The organism is Legionella pneumophila subsp. fraseri (assembly GCF_000586315.1).
Lineage (GTDB): Bacteria > Pseudomonadota > Gammaproteobacteria > Legionellales > Legionellaceae > Legionella > Legionella pneumophila_B.
Genome location: NZ_KK074225.1, coordinates 21,333 through 39,901, shown reverse-complemented (window position 1 = coordinate 39,901; position 18,569 = coordinate 21,333). Strand labels below are relative to the sequence as shown.

The following is an 18,569-nucleotide window of genomic DNA, read 5'->3' as shown; positions in this document are numbered from 1 at the left end:
ACTCCCAAGGCAACTAGCCAAAACGATCGACTGACTTATGGCAATAAGGGATTTTGTGATGTTTAAAATAGTAATCCTGATGATAGGCTTCGGCAGGCCAAAAGGGTTGTGCTTGCAATAATTGGGTTACAACCGGATAGCCCCTTTGCTTTAATAGCTGAATCAATAATTCTGTTTCCTGTCGCTGTTCCTCATTAAAATAAAACACGGCACTTAAATATTGCTGCCCCAAATCGGGGCCTTGGCCATTTGCCTGAGTTGGGTCATGAATTTCAAAAAAACGCTTTACAATATCATGATAATTGGTTTTAGCAGAATCATAGACAACCCGGACAGCCTCATAATGCCCTGTAGTACCACTACATACCTGTTCATAACTTGGCTCTGAAACATAGCCGCCTGTATAGCCCGACTCGACTTTTAACACACCGGGTATTCGTTTTAAATAATATTCCACGCCCCAAAAACACCCCCCGGCAAGGATAGCTTCTTCTGTATCTAGTACCTCATTATCCGCGACAAAATCCAACGAAGCGGAATTAACGCAATGACGTAAATTCTTATGGGTCATGTATTCTCCAGTAAACACATGCCCCAGATGAGCCTCACAACGCGCGCATAATATCTCGGTGCGTTGACCGTCCGCATCCGGTTTTCTTGCCACGGCATTGGCCATTTCATCATCAAAACTGGGCCAACCACAGCCCGAGTTGAATTGACTCACACCGCGAAACAGCGCCAAGCCACAACGCCTGCATAAATATGTCCCATGAGTCGCTACCTGATTATAAGATCCAGTATGAGGATATTCAGTGGCTTTATCACATACGATTCTTTTAATGGCTGGCGTTAAGCTTGCTGTTTTATCGAGATAGTCTCTCATTTCATACTCCTTTGAACACTCGACTCATGAGAAAATCTTCTGAACACCCTCTGCGGCATCGGCCACAGAAGCCGTCAGTGAACTGTTTAAAGGGAAAAATCCTGCCAACAGGAGCCCACCTTTGCTCTAAAATTATAGCAATATTCGCTGTTTTTGTATTGCAATTATTCCTAATGCCAGCCTATTCAAATCTTTTTGGGGTAAAAAATTGTGCCAGTCAAGACTGTTTTTTTATTTTTTTTTTGTTATCATAATGAGCGTCTCATACCTTATTCATGACCTACCTTTCTGTGGATAACTTGTCTTTATTATTCCATCTCACCACCATTTGACACCATGCTCTTTTTATAAAACCCCTTGCCCAGCAAAGGCTTATTAAATATTAATACATGAATTGCATTGATTACTTATCCCCATTTTCTGTGGATAACTCTGTGAATACACTCTGGTTATACACTAAAATCCGGCACTTAAAAGGATGCTTGTTCTTTTTGCAATGCATCATAAAAAATAATACTGAAAATACTATCTTACGCCAGCCCTTTACACCCTCAATAAGTATACTTTGATCCCATTCCACCTTGATGGATTTGTGTGTTTAGATGATTTGCCTCTGCATTATGCGCTATAGTATAAACAAGAGTTAATAACAGAGAGTGCTATGGCAGATGTCATTAATCTTAATAAAAAAAGAAAAGCTAAAGTTCGTTTGGAAAAAGAAAAAAAGGCTTCTGAAAACCGCATAAAATTTGGAAGAACAAAAAAAGAAAAGCAGCTAGAGAAACAAGACATTGAACGCAGTGAACAGCATCTGGACGGCCACAATCTGGATAAAAAAGAGGAAAAATAAAGACAAGGAGTCTTTTGATAGAGGCTTTGATTTTTAAGAGCAACAGGAAAGCACCTTCTCCTCAAGAAGGTGCTTGTTTGAATCCCATTAATAAGTTAATGAAGAACAACAGGAGTCGCCTTTTTCTTGTACTTTACTCTGTGGAAGATCCATGGCTGGGTTTCTCTTAAAAAAACCAAAGGGCTGAAGCTTGGCACAAATTGTCGTGGTAGGCATGACAGGAAAATCTTCCGGTCTTGGAAAATGCGTAGAGCCCAGCGTTACCCACAAGACCAAATTTTCATTGTCAATTTTACGGTTCTGCTTAATATAAGCAGGCAAACCACAACCCCCGGAGCTCTGATTGGGGTAATCTCCTGCCGCGTATTTTTCTTGCGGATCATATTGTGTTACCCACACCTGCTTACTGGCAAATCCCCCGCGCTTGTAAATATAACTCTCTTCATCTGCCAGTAATAACGGGGTTTCCGGCAACTCCAGTTTATAAGCCGGCGCAGTGCCAATGCCATTGACACAATTGGGATTGAATATCTTCCAGGTTCTCTGGGTTTGAGCACAAGCCGAACGGGCTGCGTCACCTTCCTGTTCAAATGTTTTCTGGCTGCTGCCAAACGCATTGCCATAAGGATTTTTTCCACCCATAGTCATAGGATAAAACTCGTGTTCGCTAAATGAGTTCTTTTCACCATCAACCATCATATGGAGACGGGCATTGAAAAAATGTTGATGCGTAGGGGCTGCCAGCTCAGGGGTCAATTTCCCGCCCCATTCGTAAGGGGTATCAGGAAATATTGCTGCCGTTTGCACAATACCTGTCAGTTTTATCTCCAGTTTGAGGCTGCCGTCCTGGCCAAAACGCCAATAAAAACCATAATCATAGTTACCTATCGTAGTAAAAAAGCTGACAACCAACTCGCGAGCACGGCGAACCTCGAAGGTACTGTTACGAACTTCATAATGCTTCCACAGCGTGCCAGCATCTTCTTCGTGCATGCAAATCGCATTTTTAATCAAGCGGGCATTGCCGGAATCATCCACCGTGGGAACGTCAAAATAATAAATATTTCCCAAACAATCACATCCGAGCTTTAACTCATTTGCCAATTTGCCAAGACCATATTCACCCGCATCAAAAGCGCTTTTCCAGTAATGACTGATGGAAGGATCCGCATAGGGGACGATCATATCCGTCACACTGGCCCGGTAAATAATTGGGCGTTCCTTCCCTTCATCCAGGTACTTGATCTGATGCAAAACCAAACCCTCGCGTGGTGTAAATCCAACATGAAATGACCAGTTTTGCCAATTGACTTCCCAACCTTCCACTTTAAAACTGGGCCCCTCTGCCTGAATAATATCCAGAGGTTTTAAATCCTTGCGTTTCTCCGGGTAAGAGTCGGAATCGTAATTGATTTTTTCTTTAGGAATGGGAACGTTGCGGCCGTCATCAATGACACGCAATACCTTCTCATTGCCGAGATCTACTATCGCGACAACCCCCTCAATGGGACGGGCATAGCCATTATCCTTTAAATCATCACGATAAAAACTTATCCCTTTAACAATACGTTTTTCCCTCTCTTCCTCTTCATCGAAATAGCCCGCAGAAAACGCATCGACTTGAATCTTGTCAATTTGCTCATCATTAAGCCCACGCTTTTCCATAGCGGCTCTCCAGGTCGGATCGGCTTTAACAATTTGCTCACATTTTTGAAAATCCTCAATTAAAATAGGCGGCTTACCATAAGGCGGGGCTTCGAGGACAATCTGTTTCCATTCCACGACTTTTTTACTGTTGAGGTTGACAACGGCTTCAAAGGTTTCATTCGTTTTTTTATTAAAAACAGAGAGAAAAGCACAGCGGTCGAAATCAGTATCGCTTGAATGTAAAACTTCTTGTTGAGGCGGTTCGTAAGTCATCACCCAGGCAAATCGATAACTGTCGGACAGTTCTTTTTCTCGTTTTAAAATATCACAACTTTCTTGAATTTCCTCAAGAGTTAATGGATCTAACACATGCATATTGACATCCTTTACTTATTAAAAACTAATATTGCTCTTTAAAAAGTTAACTAAAGAGACAGTGCGTTGAAGTAATTAGATAGAAATAAAAATAGCGGGATATCGCTAAGAGTAGTCGGATAAGCGGTGGGCAGTGTGGTATTTTTTAATCAGTGAATACAACATAAGCTTTTCAAATTAACAGTCTGGCCTTTTAAAAATGGTACATTATTTAACCTTCTGGTGCTCGCACTAGGGGCTGCAACCATTAAGGGTGCACTTTATATCATTCTAATCAATTTGAATCAAATAATTGTCCCGTCACTAGTCATATTGAGTCAGTCAGCAATATCGATAAAATAACCGGCCACTTTTTTAATTAACTTTTAACCTGGAGTTTTTGCAAAAAATTGACTTAGTCAAGACTGTTTTTTTATTTTTTTTTTTGTTACGATGTAAATCGCTTAACATCTTAATTACATCTCCCTTTCTGTGAATAACTATTTCCGTATTTCAATCTCATAACCAGACCCCACCAGGCTCTTTTTATAAAACCCCTTGTCCCGCAAGGACTTATCAAGTATTGATGCAGGGATTGCATTGATCACTTATCCCCATTTTCTGTGGATAACTCTGTGAATACACTCTGGTTATTCGCTAAAATCCGGCACTTGAAAGGATGCTTGTTCTTTTTGCAAAGCGTTCTAAAGAATAATTAAGGGATTGAGGTTAAAATAGAGCATATTTATTTAAGTATTACATAATATAGGTATTGGGTAATCCTCAGATTTTAATTAGCATTAAAAGTAAAAACTTAAATAAGCTAAAAGGGTATATTGAATATCAATTTTTAATAAATTCAAAAAATTTTACAGATCCTCATTAGAGAACAGGACACAGATTGGCTCCGTTGCAAAAACGAGTAATAGTTTATAATTAAAGCCACTTTGATCGAAGAAAGGAATAGAGGATGCATTCACCAAAAAAATCAGTGTGTTCAGTAAATGCTTCTGCTGTGAAAAAATTAATAACATCATTATAAATAATAATTTTTCTTGAAAAAATTTGAAATTATTGCATTTATGTGAATATTATAGTCATATGATTCGTTAAAGCGTGTTGCTACCTCGTTATAAATTCTGGGACATCCAAGTCCCCAGAATTCATTCACCAACGCGACAGGTTAAAGGCCGCAACCGTCCTGCTTCCGGCACGTTTGCTCTGAACGAGCCAAGCGTATGCCTGCACCAATGAGTCTACGGCTGCATAAAGATTTACTCCGCATCCCTTCCGGCTGTCTGCGTAAATTGCAGCTTATCTCGGACTACGCGCTTCGGCGTTCCGCCTTTCATGCGCGCAGCGGGGTAACGAATGCATATTATCGACGATTCGAAGACTGTTTTATCAATAATGAAAAATTATAATAATAGTGGAGATCAAAGTATGTTCTGTATAAAGAAAACTGCTTTAGCAGTACTAGCTTTAGGAAGCAGTGCAGCATTTGCAGGTACAATGGGCCCTGCGTGTACACCAGGTAATGTAACTGTTCCTTGTACAACAACTGGTTGGGATGTAGGTATCTATGCCTTATATTTAGAACCTTCTTATAACGGCCATCCAAGATTCTTCAATTATGTTGGTAGTGATTTCATTGGTGCTCAAAGAGTACACACGAAATTAAATACTGACTTCGACTGGGGATTCAAGTTAGAAGCTTCCTATCACTTTAGTACTGGTAATGATATTAATGTCAATTGGTATCACTGGGATACTACTACCAGCCAAAATTTACATTACTTTGGTGAGATAAGTGGTGCAGAAGTATTTTTTACTCCTTTCCAAATTGATCACAAATGGGATGCCGTCAATTTTGAGTTCGGTCAACATGTAGACTTTGGTGAATTTAAAAATATTCGGTTCCATGGTGGTGCACAATATGCTCGTTTGCAACATAAAATATACTCACCTTATACTATAAACATCCCATCAGCAGGGTTCGTTGTTGATCCTGATACCGGAAATATAGTTCTTTCACCAGCTGAAACTGAAACAGGTGCTAATAGAATCGATCTGACGTTCAGAGGAGTTGGTCCACGTGTTGGTGCTGATATGTCCTATGATTGGCCAAACGGCTTCGCAATCTATGCAAACGGTGCAGCAGCCCTTTTAATTGGTGATAATAAGGTCAACGATACTTCAGATATTGAACCTAACCGTGCTACTCATACTTCAATTGTTCCTGAACTGGAAGCGAAATTAGGTCTTACCTATACTTATGCAATGGCACAAGGTAATTTAACACTTGATGGCGGTTATATGGTTGCTAATTATTGGAATGCCTTCCATGTTGTTCAGGCTGGCCAGGATGGTTCAACTGATTTTGGCGTCCATGGTCCATACCTTGGTCTGAAATATGTAGGCGCTTTGTAATTTGATGCCGTGATCAGCAGATATCTATCAGGTTTCCCACTTCCTTATAGAGTATCTGTTGATTATGGGTTTACATTGCCGTAAGTTTTAAGGCTCCGTTGCAAAAAAGATATTAGTTTATAACTTACACTCACCAGATCAAACTAATGGAAATATGAGATGCGTTCAACAAAACCTCCTGCATTCAAATGGCGTCACTTTCACGGTGAGGTAATTCTGCAATGTGTGCGTTGGTATTGTAAATACGGCATCAGCTATAGAGATTTGAAAGAAATGATGGAGGAACGAGGTCTTGAGTTAGATCATACTACTGGGTTCAGCATTATGCTCCAGAACTCAAAAAATGACTCGAATGGCATAAGAAATGTTACTCTTGACGCTGGCACTTGGACGAAACCTACATCAAGATAAAGGGAGAATGGAAATATCTTTATCGTGCCATTGATGAGCAAGGAAATACCATTGATTTTTATTTGTCTCATCGACGTAATGCTATTGCGTCTAAACGGTTTCTTAAAAAACTTATTAAGAATAACCCCAGCCTGCGATATCAGTGTCATCAACACAGATAAAAACCCAGCTTATGGTCAGACTATTAAAGAGCTGAAGCAAGAAGGTAATTTAGCTTCTTATGTCCGTCATTTGCAAATAAAATACCGTAATAATCGGCTGGAAGCAGATCATGGAAAACTGAAGCGACTTATTAATCCCGTGCGAGGCTATCAATCAATGAAACCAGCCTATGCGACCATCAAAGGGTTTGAAATCATGCGCATGTTCAAAAAGGGTCAGCAAGCGTAGGTCGGGCCTTGGCCCATAGCCGTCAAGCCAAGGCAAGCAGGTTTTAGATTTAACTTATTGAAATATTTATAAAAAAAGATAGAGTTCCCTTTTAAATTTTTTCCGCCCGGAAATCAAAGAAAAGGGACTTTATGCAGTTAACTAACTTACCAAATATTCCCAGAAAAATCTTTAATTTTTTAAATAAGGAAACCAAAAGACTAGCTACAGAAGTAGGATGTACTAAACGCCGGTCAAAATTAACCTCTCCAGCATTTTTACGAGCACTGCTAGCCACTTGTTTCTCACAACAATTCCGTCTGGAAATTTTTTGTAGTTTTCTGAAAGAGCAAGGTGTACGTATTACAAAACAAGGATGACAAGAACGATTTAATCATTCTACAGAACAGTTGCTTCATGAGCTCGCCGGATATTGTCTGAATCATTTTGAAACGCAAAAATTACCCCATATCAATTATTTGAATGAGTTTAGTGGTGTTAACATTGTGGATAGCAGTAACATTTCTTTACACCATAGTCTAAACATTCTCTTTAAAGGAAGTGGAGGAGCAGCTTCCAATGCAGCTGTAAAAATCCAATTGATGTTCGATTATCTTCAAGGACAGATAAAAGCCCTTACCCTAACTTCAGGTTGTGATAACGACCAAGGCTTTGATAACTATTTTGAAACAATACAAACAGGGGCTCTTTATTTAATGGATTTAGGATATTTTAAACTGAACTCGTTTAAAAAAATCATTGAAGGCAATGCCTATTTTGTAAGCTGTTTACTGACAGGAACCAATCTATTGGAGCTGGACGGCAAACCTATAGAGCTGATAAAAATTTTGTCAAGCTCCGGTAGCTTGTCCTCTCATCAACTACTTATGGGGGCAAAACATAAAATACCAATACGCCTTGTAGCTCAGCGCTTATCTCAATCTATTGCTGCAAAGCGACGGCATCGACTCATAGAAGACCATAGGCGTCGTGGGAGCAAACCTAGTCATGAGTCTCTGGCTTTACAAGATTGGTCCATTTATATTACCAACACATCTGAAACACAAATAGGCAATGAGGAGATATGCAAGTGTTATTCTTGGCGATGGCAAATTGAATTAGTCTTTAAACTAAGTAAATCATTAATGCATATTGATTGTATTTGTACTACAAAATCCGCACGCGTAGTCATCGAGACCTATGGCAAGTTTATTGGGATGATGTTTTTATTTTTACTATGCGCCCCGGTTCGATACCAAAATAATAGAGAAGTTTCCTTTTATAAGGCGTGTAAATTGTTAATAACCAAACTCAACGATTTTGTTCGAGCTTGGAATTCTCCTTACCGTTTAAAACACTTTCTTTAAGAGTTTCCATGACAGCTTGGCTCTTTTCGCTAACAAAGATACTAAAATTAAGAACTGTGCCCCCCTTTTTAATGCAGAAAATTTTTGATGTGTTCTCCTTAGCTTGACGGCTATGGGCCTTGGCCCGACCTACGCTTGCTGTACGGTGCAGATACTTCTAAGCTGCCTGTGCGGCAGTGAACATACCCGTCAACAGAATAGTTTAAAAAAGCTTCTTCTAAGCTGCCTGTGCGGCAGTGAACTAGGTGACTCAGTTGTACCAACAACGCCCAACCTTCTAAGCTGCCTGTGCGGCAGTGAACACTGGTTAACTGTCTTATGTATTAAATTTATACTTCTAAGCTGCCTGTGCGGCAGTGAACTTTAATTTTTCTATATCGTTAGACTCGCTGGCCTTCTAAGCTGCCTGTGCGGCAGTGAACGATAGTCGAAAACCTTGGGGAATGATTGTTCACTTCTAAGCTGCCTGTGCGGCAGTGAACTCGGGAAACAAATTCGTTCCGTTATTCTTACTCTTCTAAGCTGCCTGTGCGGCAGTGAACTTGCAGCAACATCCATTATTGTTGTGACAGATCTTCTAAGCTGCCTGTGCGGCAGTGAACAAACAATTACTTTTTATTTAAGGACACTTTTACTTCTAAGCTGCCTGTGCGGCAGTGAACTAACAGAGGGAGTTGAGGCTGACGATGTACTTCTTCTAAGCTGCCTGTGCGGCAGTGAACCTATATTCTCGTCATTTACTACTCTAACGTAACTTCTAAGCTGCCTGTGCGGCAGTGAACTTTTTGCTACTACCTCATAATCGCTGATCACACTTCTAAGCTGCCTGTGCGGCAGTGAACTTAAAGAGATTAACAACATTAATAAATCATTACTTCTAAGCTGCCTGTGCGGCAGTGAACCTAAAATACCTTTACAACCTTAACGTCCATAACTTCTAAGCTGCCTGTGCGGCAGTGAACACAATGGAAAGCCGGCTAAGGCTATTGACTGGCTTCTAAGCTGCCTGTGCGGCAGTGAACAGCAATTTTCTGGTGTTAGTTTCATATTTGCTCTTCTAAGCTGCCTGTGCGGCAGTGAACATGGCCGAGTATATGGTGATGGCCTAGTATATCTTCTAAGCTGCCTGTGCGGCAGTGAACTAGCCCATATTTGTGTGTATACGTCATTGAAACTTCTAAGCTGCCTGTGCGGCAGTGAACTACCATAAATTGCCGACATACAATCCCCAAAACTTCTAAGCTGCCTGTGCGGCAGTGAACTTGTTAGAGCAGGTTTAATTCCTGAGCTTGTTCTTCTAAGCTGCCTGTGCGGCAGTGAACCACCTTCAAATTCAGGCCTCATATCTTCAATACTTCTAAGCTGCCTGTGCGGCAGTGAACTCTTACCAGAAAGGTGATTCTGTTTATCTTGACTTCTAAGCTGCCTGTGCGGCAGTGAACTTCTTTTTTGCTGTTCCTTATCGACTTGTTTGCTTCTAAGCTGCCTGTGCGGCAGTGAACTTAAAAACTCAATAGCAACACCAATTGAATGACTTCTAAGCTGCCTGTGCGGCAGTGAACTAGCAGTACCAAAAGCAGCCAAATTTGCTTGTCTTCTAAGCTGCCTGTGCGGCAGTGAACCGTATGTCTAATACATCATATCAACGTATGATCTTCTAAGCTGCCTGTGCGGCAGTGAACCATCACCAAGAGCCTTAATTCTATCAACTGGACTTCTAAGCTGCCTGTGCGGCAGTGAACGCCTCAAAAGGACATAATCAGCAGGATTATCACTTCTAAGCTGCCTGTGCGGCAGTGAACCTTGAAAATGCTTAATATTAAGTGAACCATAACTTCTAAGCTGCCTGTGCGGCAGTGAACTCCAATTAGAACCAGTAGCAGCATCACCAGTACTTCTAAGCTGCCTGTGCGGCAGTGAACCTATAATGGTGATTTTGTTGTTATTAATGGTACTTCTAAGCTGCCTGTGCGGCAGTGAACGCCTCAAAAGGACGTAATCAGAAGGATTATCTCTTCTAAGCTGCCTGTGCGGCAGTGAACAAGGTTTTCGTTCTGCTCAACTGACTGTCAATCTTCTAAGCTGCCTGTGCGGCAGTGAACTCAGATCGCTTACGTAAAATCTTTTTAGCCAACTTCTAAGCTGCCTGTGCGGCAGTGAACGCTCAATTGACTGCTAATGGTAAACGTAAGTTCTTCTAAGCTGCCTGTGCGGCAGTGAACTACCATTCCTACGAGTCCAAGGATACTTATCTCTTCTAAGCTGCCTGTGCGGCAGTGAACATGCCGAGGGGCAACATGGCGTGCCGCCTTGACTTCTAAGCTGCCTGTGCGGCAGTGAACGCCATGAAGGGACTACCTTCCACCGGGTTACGCTTCTAAGCTGCCTGTGCGGCAGTGAACCGGAGTAGACCCAGCAATAGGGGAAAATGACCCTTCTAAGCTGCCTGTGCGGCAGTGAACAACGAGCTTTGATGGATATACAATCAAGTACTCTTCTAAGCTGCCTGTGCGGCAGTGAACTCGATTATAAACTATAAAAAAACAGAAAAAACAGAAAGTTATATGCAAACTACTCTGTCACCCAATGTATTTCAATCAAGTTATAATCATCTGATTTTAAAACAAATTTTTAAGGAACCAAAATTATTAGTATTTGGAAGTTGAGAATAGCCAAGCCTAGACTATTTTTTATTTTAATTCCATAAAAGACTAAAATATTTGACTTAGCCAAAATTCTCTTCTTAAACTGATCAAATTCAATAGATTTGCCAATTCCTCTTTTCTAATCAAACCAAGGAACTGTAGCAGTTTTGGAAAGACCAAACTGATCAAAATCGCCAGAAATTGGTTTATCGAGCAGCTCTCCAAACTCAATATATCGGCGGTATCTTTTTCCGTTTGAACTACTTACCAGTTCAGCATATGGATAATCCAAACCATTGGAAAACATTTTAATTTTATATTGTCGAAACTCACTTTCCGTTATAGAACCACGTTTAACTAATCTCCTCATTTTGGATTGACTCATAGTAGATTGCTTGCGTGAAATAATTCGAAATTTACAATCTGTAGGAATTGGTTTAACTTGCCCTACACTGCAGGTGGTGTTTGAAATATTGATCAGAATTAAATTCAGAAGCTGTTGCAAAACAGATCTTTCCCCATGAAGACGCAAAACATTTCCCAAACAAAAATTGTACTTCGGAAAGCTAATTCCAATATTTTTTGAACCCATATCGTACAAAATTTTATGAAGTTTTGTGTAAACTGTATTGAATAGAACATTCAAACGCACTTCTGAATCTGGCTTGATAAGAATATCAACATAATAATCCATACTTTTCTCCTTAACGGACATCGATACGAGAAACATATGCCAAACCCTTTTTCCCCAAGTAAAATGAGGAAACACCAGCATAATCGATCATATTTTTTAGCTCAATTGCCCTTTCAAGATTGACATCCAGGTATATATCTATTTGGCCGCTTGCTTTCCTTAAAGCACGCTTAATTTTCCCCTCACCTTTGACATGCTCCTCTCTAACATAAGGGTTACCATAGATCAATTTTTTAGGTCCGGTTGTATACTTATCCATAAAATCTTTTGCCGTAAATCCATTATTAGATATTCCGCTTATCATACCCATTTTAGATTTTACACCTGACATATCATGATGTGCCTCCAATCGATTAAGTTGAAGATAGAGTGATGAACAGTACATTGGAAGAATTTTTATCTGGCCTTTATGATCTAAAGGATTATATTTATCAAAAATTGAAGCCAGTTTTGCAGAGGCTAATTTTGCATGTTCAGTATTTTCTACAGACTTCATTTTTTTAATATACTCCAAGCGATTTAAAATGCTTATTGGATTAAGCTCAATAGTACTCTCTAGTTTTATGTTATGAAGTATGAATTGGCACAACTGATTAAAATCAAGCCAAAGAACTCCCCACAACAACTGTGAGAAGTCAGATTGGAAAATTGGATCTTTCACCTTAATCATTCCTGTAAATGCATTTCGATCTGTGTTACCACTCATATTTCTTACATAAACTATTTCCTGACATTGTATTTTTGGTCTATCCTCAAACCGAATAACTTGGACAATATCTTCAAAATAATGATTATGATTACCATAGCCCTCTCTAATCTGATATAGTTTCCGTTGATCACCAATTAATCTATTTAGAACACCAAGCACAGTATCAAGTGTAATTTCTCGAGATTTATAGTTTTCCTCCACCTCTAATTTTGACATTGAACCTATAAAATTCCGTCCTTTTTTAGGGAGTGGCTCATTATTCGAGCCATCAAGAAAAGAGTTGCGCCAAGACGCTTCATAATCAATGGTTATTTTCATTTTCTATTCCTCTTTCGCCTCGAAATAAATAGCATATTCTTCTTCTGGTGTATGAGAAATTTGATTAGGCGAACGCTTAATTCGCATCATTTGATTACTGTTATTAAAGTCAACATTAACCTCATCGACATACATGTAGGCTTTTGCTTGGCGAATATAAAGATTTTTTATCAAATCTATAGTTGTCTCTACAAGAGCTTTTATTGCATCCTGGTTCAGGAGAATTCCAGCCTCACCAATTTCAAAAATAGTGCCCTTACGAACATAATTCGGATGGAATATTGCCTTCGGGTTCAATGATGGCTTCAGAGATTGTATATATTCTTCAACGACTTTAGCTACATTATCTCCTTGAGAATCTTCAATGTTCATTGCAGCACGATCAAATTTATTATCTAGTGAGATAAACTGGAGTTGCTCTACACTAATGGAACCATAGGAGATATACTGAGTATCACCAAACGTGGTTTTGGAAAAAAAAGAAGAGCTATCTCTTTTTCCCGACCTAGTAAACTGCTCAAAATTTCCATTACCCAGTTGATCAACAAAATCCTCTAATAATAAAGGGCTAGTTCGCTTATATTGACTAGCAGGTACCACATAACCTCTAATAAGACCCGTTATAGAGGCAAGTACTTTTTCAATATTTTTTTCCTCTGCATAATGCAAATCAAATGCCTGTGCTCTAAACAGGTGATGACGAATACAATTTTGGCTGATATATAAGGGGTTTTTTTTAAAGTCAACATCAGTAGGTTCTTTCACGTGTTTATAGCCTTTTTCACTGATTTCACCTGTTAAATTGGTATATCCTCTAAGTTTAGGCATTGTGTGATTGCTCTTACCTAGCTTACTATCTTCCTGAACTTTTAAAGTAGTTGGGCCATTCCAATTGACTACCCCATGACCAAAAGCAGTTATTTTGAAATCAACGCTTTTAATGCCTGTAATTTTCTCCATAGTAGGTTTCCTCTTTTGGATTGAGTTGGTCTTAAGTTTCGGTTTTTTGAAAATGTTGTTTGAGTTTGTCAATCGACATGGCTCCTACAGGCTGTTTATCACTGATTACGTAATAGATAGCTTGTGGGTGTGCTGCATTCATTCCACCGATATGATCTAGATCCTTTGGAGTATAACTAAGATAAATTGGTGTCTCTGGAGAACGAGCCTCTTTAATTAAATCCCATTCATTGCGTGCCTGCTTGTAGCCAGTGCCGTATTTAATATTATGATGTTTTTTTCGCATATACTGAACAAGATTATTATTATCCTCACCATAACCTCTCATACTTTCAACTGACGCAGTCAGGTGTGTTTGTAACAATGTGGAATCAAATTCCTCTCTATAAGCATAATCATTGGTAAATTCATAGTGTAGTGTTTCAGTCACCCTGCAAATAGCCATTTGTACAAAGCGATTATCGCTTCTAAGTGAGTTAGCAGATATTTTAATTACTTCATCAGCCCTTTTCGTTTTTTGTGGAATAGAGATAGGGTCAATAACTTTTTCATTGATTAAATCTACACTTTTTTTAAGAGCCTTTAGGAAGTCCTCTTTGACAGCTTTCTGTGATGCTGGGATTGAATAAAATTCCCTGTAATATTTATATAGTTGGTTGATACTTACTTCACTATTATCTTTCAATTTATCTTTTAAAAACTTAAACCAAGCTTTAGTGCTTTGCCAAATGCAAAGTTGATTTAAAAATCTAGCGCAATGGCTCGTTTGTTTGCCCTCCTTATCAATACTTTCAGGTAATACAGTAATATAGTGATTAGCTTCTGAATTAACACCAAAGCGATCTAAGCGCCCTAGCCGCTGTAGCCAGTTTTCTGCACAAGTCAATTCCGTCAACATACGATCACAACTGATATTTAGAGATGCCTGAATAATAGGACCACTTCTAAGCACATCAAAGCGTTGGTTACCATTACGTTTAAAACTTTCAAATACCTGATTAAACCAGTATGCCTTATCCTGTTTGGTATATTTCGAATGCAGTAAAACACTGTTTTCTGTGGTGTAGTGTTTTAGATAACCAATCTGTGCATCTTGAGCGGTATTGCTAATAATAAAAGTATTACTTTGCTGATATTCAGTGATAAGAGGGCTTAACGCCTCTTTTTCATTATAAGTTTTAAATTCAATTAGATAGCGCGAGCTATTAAAGCTATCGATGGCTACAATATCTTCGCTAGGAATATCAAGAAATTCTTTCAGAAAAAAGTAATGTGGTGTAGCAGAAACCAATAGTGTATTCGCTTGCGAGCCCCTTTTTTTCTTGGCCTCAAGCAACTCACCAAAAAGAAGATTAAAGGCAGGCATATGAATAAGTTCATGAAATTCATCAAACACTACATGTGCCTGCATTAAATCAATTAACGCCACAACTTTATGATGTGTAATAACGGTATTCACAGCCTGATCAATCGTGGTTATAACAATATCTCCAGAAAAATAAGCTTCTTCATTAGTTTCAGGCGCATCATCAAAAGTCATACCACTACTTAATATTTTCTTATATTCACCAGTAAAGATTTCAATCTGGCAATCCGGAAGGTAATCTGATGCTGTTAAGTCATTCAGTAAACCAAGACAAACCTGTACTCGAGGGCAAATCCATATAATTTTTTTTGCTTCTGTGAGTAATGCCCATTCCAGAGATATTTTTGTTTTACCACATCCAGCAGGCCCCTCAAGGACACTAATGTTAGGAAGCTCATTAATTTTGGCAATTTTTTGTAAATTAGATAACTTTTTAGCTACTTCACTTTGCACACGATTTTGATCACTTGCAGGGAAACGCTTCTCAAAACCTTCGAGACAACTACGGATTCCATTAAGCAATTGACTATCTTCCTGCATGAGATTATCCACTAACTCCTTTAATGAGCTTTCAGCAAGATACTCCTCAAGATCCTCCGCAGAGCATGATGATACCAAACGATCAGCGCTAATAACTGCTGAGCGAATTAGATTATTTAGAGCGTTATGTCTTATATCATTTTTATATCTTTCTAAATCATCTAATATGTTGTCATATTTTTTGAATTTTGGCAGGCTATTATCTGTTAATACAAAGGTTTTTGCAAAATCTGGCATTAAATTTGAGATATTAAATTTACTTGCAAATACGGAAACATCTTTCAAAACTACTTTAGCTTGAAAGTAAATATCGTTAATATTCATACTATCTAATGATGCATTAAAAATGGTGAATATCTTTTCTGCATCAATAAACTTATCATCCTTTCTAAAAGGCTTAGTATGGTGCCAGTAAATTCCATGAGCAATATGGATTCGCTGATGTTTCGAAAGACTTTGTGATTCAACAAGCAATGCCTCACTTAGTAACCATGAAAGCTCGTGATGTCTTGGATAACTTTCGAAGGAGAATCTCTTAGGCGCATCAATATGTACCCCATCCTCAGGGACTATATTTTCTGAAAGTTTATTGTTTTTTTTACAAACCCAACTCTGAAACGCTGGATCTATTTTTCCAATATCATGCAATATTCCAGATATAAAAGCGGATTGTCTTAATTTGTTGTCATCGACACCCATTTTTTCCAGCAAATAGTAAGCAACATAACCTACCGAAAAAAGGTGATGGCTTAGAGACTGTGCTTTAGTGTTAGCAATTAAATGACCAGTTTCAATGGGTAATTTATCCATTATGACTTCCTTTGATGTAAAATTAACAGGTACAACACCAAGATGGTTAAAAGCTTGTCTCCGACCAACAACCCAAACCAGCTCGGTTTTCGATCTTGTTCTAATCCAATGACAACAAACTGCTGTGTTTTTACTGGCAGTTTTACTCAGCAGCTTCTTAACTGCCAACAATCCTTCTTGGGTTATTACTGTCTGCCAAGTTTTATCACCGATGCGGTCTGCAAAAGCATCCAAAACACGACGAGTTCTAGCAAGCGCTTTCTTTTCACATTGAGAAATGAAGACAACCATCATAGAGTATTTTCTCCAATATTTTCTAGTTCCCAGTCTGTTTTTAAAGCCACTGATTTCACTTGATTAAACATAAAATCCAGAGAATTATGATCTACAAAAGCCTGCAAACACTGCTGGCGAAACTCTTGCTCAGTAGCATTTTCTTTAGCACAGATAAAAGCCCATGGTAGAATTATGGCATCTTTGATCAAATCAGCCACATCAAACACCAATGCTCCCCGTCTCGTTTTACCATGCATAACAGCAAAGCCATGAGGAATACCCAGCGACCAAAGTGTTGTTGCACCTAACCCATAAGCAAGATAGTTACCATGGTTTAAAAATATGTTGGCCTTATCCACTGCTTCTCTTTGACGGCTAAATTTGCCATAGTTAGTTCTACTTGCAGCGTAAATGTAAAGTTGTTTTGTTAACTCCGCTTCACATTGCATAAGTTTGTTAACATCACATGCGCTTATGATTTTAGTTTCACAAATTAATAATTTTTCTTGCAAGTCATTGTAATTAAATCCTTCTGCAGCAAGATCGCGGCTTTTTTTCCATTGAGTTTTCAAATACTCAATGCGGGATAATTGAAATTGTTTTGCGGCCTGTAAGCGCTTTTTCTCATCAAACCAGAATTTCATCCACCCTTGCATATATTCCGTAGGGCGATATTCACTTTGAGGGGTAAGCCACTCTATTTCGGTAGCCATTAGCAAAGGCGTGCCTCCTCCTCCACAAAAACCGACGACTACTCCTGCTTGAGCCAGCATACGCATAGCAGCTTGAGTAATAGATGTCCCTGTCCCTAGTAATAAGCATGTTGTATTAGCAATTGGAATATTCCAATATTGGTTTTCGTCTTTTTCTTCTGTAAGATAAAGTACGCGCCCATCCTTTTGCATAATTCGGCATTTTTCTAAGTAATAAATATTGGCGCGTTTTGAATGTAAAATTGCTTTTAAATCTGTTAAAATTTCCATTAAAAATCCTGGCAATTTAGTTGTAGAAATCCATTTTCTTATGAAGCATGGGTCAGAATGGTGAAATTATCAAACTACTTGTCAGAAAATAAACTGTTGGGACTTTAATCTTTTTTGCATAGTAATTCATTGCAGTTAACAAAGAAAAAACCAAATTGGTAAACCCTGTGTTTTCATTCTTTTAGATATTAGTTCAATTTTCATTGCTGACTCTCTTAACTACAAATTCTTCCAGCATTTTTCCTAATAATTATTTATTGATATATTTATTAAACTTTTAATATCAACCAACCCATCATTAGATGATCTTTATTTAATCAAGTGAGCAATATTACAACAATTTTAGAGTAGATACTACTTTCCACTGATATTTTAGTTTGGTGCCAAAATAAATAAAATGAAACTTATTTTTATGGACTTTTCCAGCTAGTCCTAGCGCCCTATTAGGAATAGTTTCTTTTGGAAGAAAAAACCCACGGCAAGGTTGGATGAGATTTTGGTGAAAAGACCGTTTAATATTCTTTAAAGTTCAATTTCAACTTCTTAATTGGATAAAGAGAGACTTTTTATTCTTTAATAATACTCATTTACCAGCCTAGCTACCAAAATCTTTATTAGCTTAATAAGACAACATTACTTTTGATTCTAGAAATTTATCCGCTAACAGTTCTGAAAAATTAATATTCTTTAACTCAACGCTTACAAAGACACATATCTACCACAAGACTTATCACTAAAAAGTCAAATTCGTTTCAGTGATTCAAGGCATAACTCTTGGAATTAAGCCTTTCTCTCCTCCTTTTGCGACCTTATAACGCTTTGACAAATTTTTTAAGTAAATCACCATTGATAACTTCCCTACCAAAATTGACTCTTACCACTTTTCTTCTTAGGTACATTTCATTTGAGGCAACTTGGGCACTCTCTGCTTGTTCAAATAAGAGCCCGTTTATTAGC

At 38.6% G+C, this 18,569-nt stretch carries 10 protein-coding genes, 2 pseudogenes and 1 CRISPR repeat array; of the genes and pseudogenes, 5 read left to right on the top strand and 7 right to left on the bottom strand.

From position 1 onward, the window contains the following. Window positions 1-13 precede the first annotated feature (13 nt). Window positions 14-883, bottom strand: coding sequence for a bifunctional methionine sulfoxide reductase B/A protein (locus CC34_RS0111765; RefSeq protein ID WP_027228690.1), 870 nt, complete (start codon window positions 881-883; stop codon window positions 14-16). Window positions 884-1,544: 661 nt separating this feature from the next. Here CC34_RS0111765 and CC34_RS0111760 point away from each other — a divergent pair. Next, a complete protein-coding gene (locus tag CC34_RS0111760) occupies window positions 1,545-1,733 on the top strand; it encodes a DUF4169 family protein (RefSeq protein ID WP_028379540.1) in 189 nt (62 codons plus the stop codon). An 87-nt stretch (window positions 1,734-1,820) separates the two neighbouring features. Here CC34_RS0111760 and CC34_RS0111755 read toward each other — a convergent pair whose 3' ends face one another. Further along, window positions 1,821-3,755: a primary-amine oxidase gene (locus CC34_RS0111755; protein ID WP_028379539.1), complete on the bottom strand. Its 1,935-nt coding sequence runs from the start codon at window positions 3,753-3,755 to the stop codon at window positions 1,821-1,823. A gap of 1,422 nt (window positions 3,756-5,177) precedes the next feature. Between CC34_RS0111755 and CC34_RS0111750 the strand changes: the two genes are divergently transcribed. From CC34_RS0111750 to CC34_RS0111735, 4 genes and pseudogenes are all read left to right on the top strand, one after another. Then, window positions 5,178-6,164 carry an Lpg1974 family pore-forming outer membrane protein gene (locus CC34_RS0111750; protein WP_027228687.1) on the top strand — a complete coding sequence of 329 codons (987 nt, stop codon included), beginning with the start codon at window positions 5,178-5,180 and terminating at the stop codon, window positions 6,162-6,164. A 159-nt stretch (window positions 6,165-6,323) separates the two neighbouring features. Continuing rightward, window positions 6,324-6,965 (top strand): annotated as a pseudogene (locus CC34_RS1000000117815) (IS6 family transposase). A 131-nt stretch (window positions 6,966-7,096) separates the two neighbouring features. After that, a complete protein-coding gene (locus CC34_RS0111740) occupies window positions 7,097-7,324 on the top strand; it encodes a hypothetical protein (RefSeq protein ID WP_028379538.1) in 228 nt (75 codons plus the stop codon). 15 nt (window positions 7,325-7,339) lie between these two features. Continuing rightward, window positions 7,340-8,311: pseudogene (locus tag CC34_RS0111735) on the top strand (IS4 family transposase); the annotation flags it as partial. Between the two features lie 154 nt (window positions 8,312-8,465). Then, window positions 8,466-10,833: a CRISPR direct-repeat array (repeat unit 28 nt; unit sequence CTTCTAAGCTGCCTGTGCGGCAGTGAAC). 262 nt (window positions 10,834-11,095) lie between these two features. Here CC34_RS0111735 and cas6f read toward each other — a convergent pair. Genes cas6f through cas1f form a run of 5 tightly spaced genes read right to left on the bottom strand, consistent with a single transcriptional unit; the run spans window position 11,096 to window position 17,612 of the window. Next, window positions 11,096-11,650 carry a type I-F CRISPR-associated endoribonuclease Cas6/Csy4 gene (cas6f, locus tag CC34_RS0111725; RefSeq protein WP_028379536.1) on the bottom strand — a complete coding sequence of 185 codons (555 nt, stop codon included), beginning with the start codon at window positions 11,648-11,650 and terminating at the stop codon, window positions 11,096-11,098. Window positions 11,651-11,660: 10 nt separating this feature from the next. Continuing rightward, window positions 11,661-12,677 carry a type I-Fv CRISPR-associated protein Cas5fv gene (gene cas5fv, locus CC34_RS0111720; protein ID WP_028379535.1) on the bottom strand — a complete coding sequence of 339 codons (1,017 nt, stop codon included), beginning with the start codon at window positions 12,675-12,677 and terminating at the stop codon, window positions 11,661-11,663. Between the two features lie 3 nt (window positions 12,678-12,680). Next, complete coding sequence (gene cas7fv, locus CC34_RS0111715; RefSeq protein ID WP_028379534.1) at window positions 12,681-13,637, bottom strand: type I-Fv CRISPR-associated protein Cas7fv; 957 nt, start codon at window positions 13,635-13,637, stop codon at window positions 12,681-12,683. Window positions 13,638-13,668: 31 nt separating this feature from the next. Continuing rightward, a complete protein-coding gene (gene cas3, locus CC34_RS0111710) occupies window positions 13,669-16,587 on the bottom strand; it encodes a CRISPR-associated helicase Cas3' (protein ID WP_231957889.1) in 2,919 nt (972 codons plus the stop codon). A gap of 56 nt (window positions 16,588-16,643) precedes the next feature. Then, a complete protein-coding gene (gene cas1f / locus CC34_RS0111705) occupies window positions 16,644-17,612 on the bottom strand; it encodes a type I-F CRISPR-associated endonuclease Cas1f (protein ID WP_028379532.1) in 969 nt (322 codons plus the stop codon). Window positions 17,613-18,569: the final 957 nt, after the last annotated feature.

Excerpts from the sequence above, each read along its gene's own strand:
- CC34_RS0111765 (WP_027228690.1), bottom strand. The coding sequence starts at position 883 with ATGAGAGACTATCTCGATAAAACAGCAAGCTTAACGCCAGCCATTAAA.
- CC34_RS0111760 (WP_028379540.1), top strand. The coding sequence starts at position 1,545 with ATGGCAGATGTCATTAATCTTAATAAAAAAAGAAAAGCTAAAGTTCGT.
- CC34_RS0111755 (WP_028379539.1), bottom strand. The coding sequence starts at position 3,755 with ATGCATGTGTTAGATCCATTAACTCTTGAGGAAATTCAAGAAAGTTGT.
- CC34_RS0111750 (WP_027228687.1), top strand. The coding sequence starts at position 5,178 with ATGTTCTGTATAAAGAAAACTGCTTTAGCAGTACTAGCTTTAGGAAGC.
- CC34_RS0111740 (WP_028379538.1), top strand. The coding sequence starts at position 7,097 with ATGCAGTTAACTAACTTACCAAATATTCCCAGAAAAATCTTTAATTTT.
- cas6f (WP_028379536.1), bottom strand. The coding sequence starts at position 11,650 with ATGGATTATTATGTTGATATTCTTATCAAGCCAGATTCAGAAGTGCGT.
- cas5fv (WP_028379535.1), bottom strand. The coding sequence starts at position 12,677 with ATGAAAATAACCATTGATTATGAAGCGTCTTGGCGCAACTCTTTTCTT.
- cas7fv (WP_028379534.1), bottom strand. The coding sequence starts at position 13,637 with ATGGAGAAAATTACAGGCATTAAAAGCGTTGATTTCAAAATAACTGCT.
- cas1f (WP_028379532.1), bottom strand. The coding sequence starts at position 17,612 with ATGGAAATTTTAACAGATTTAAAAGCAATTTTACATTCAAAACGCGCC.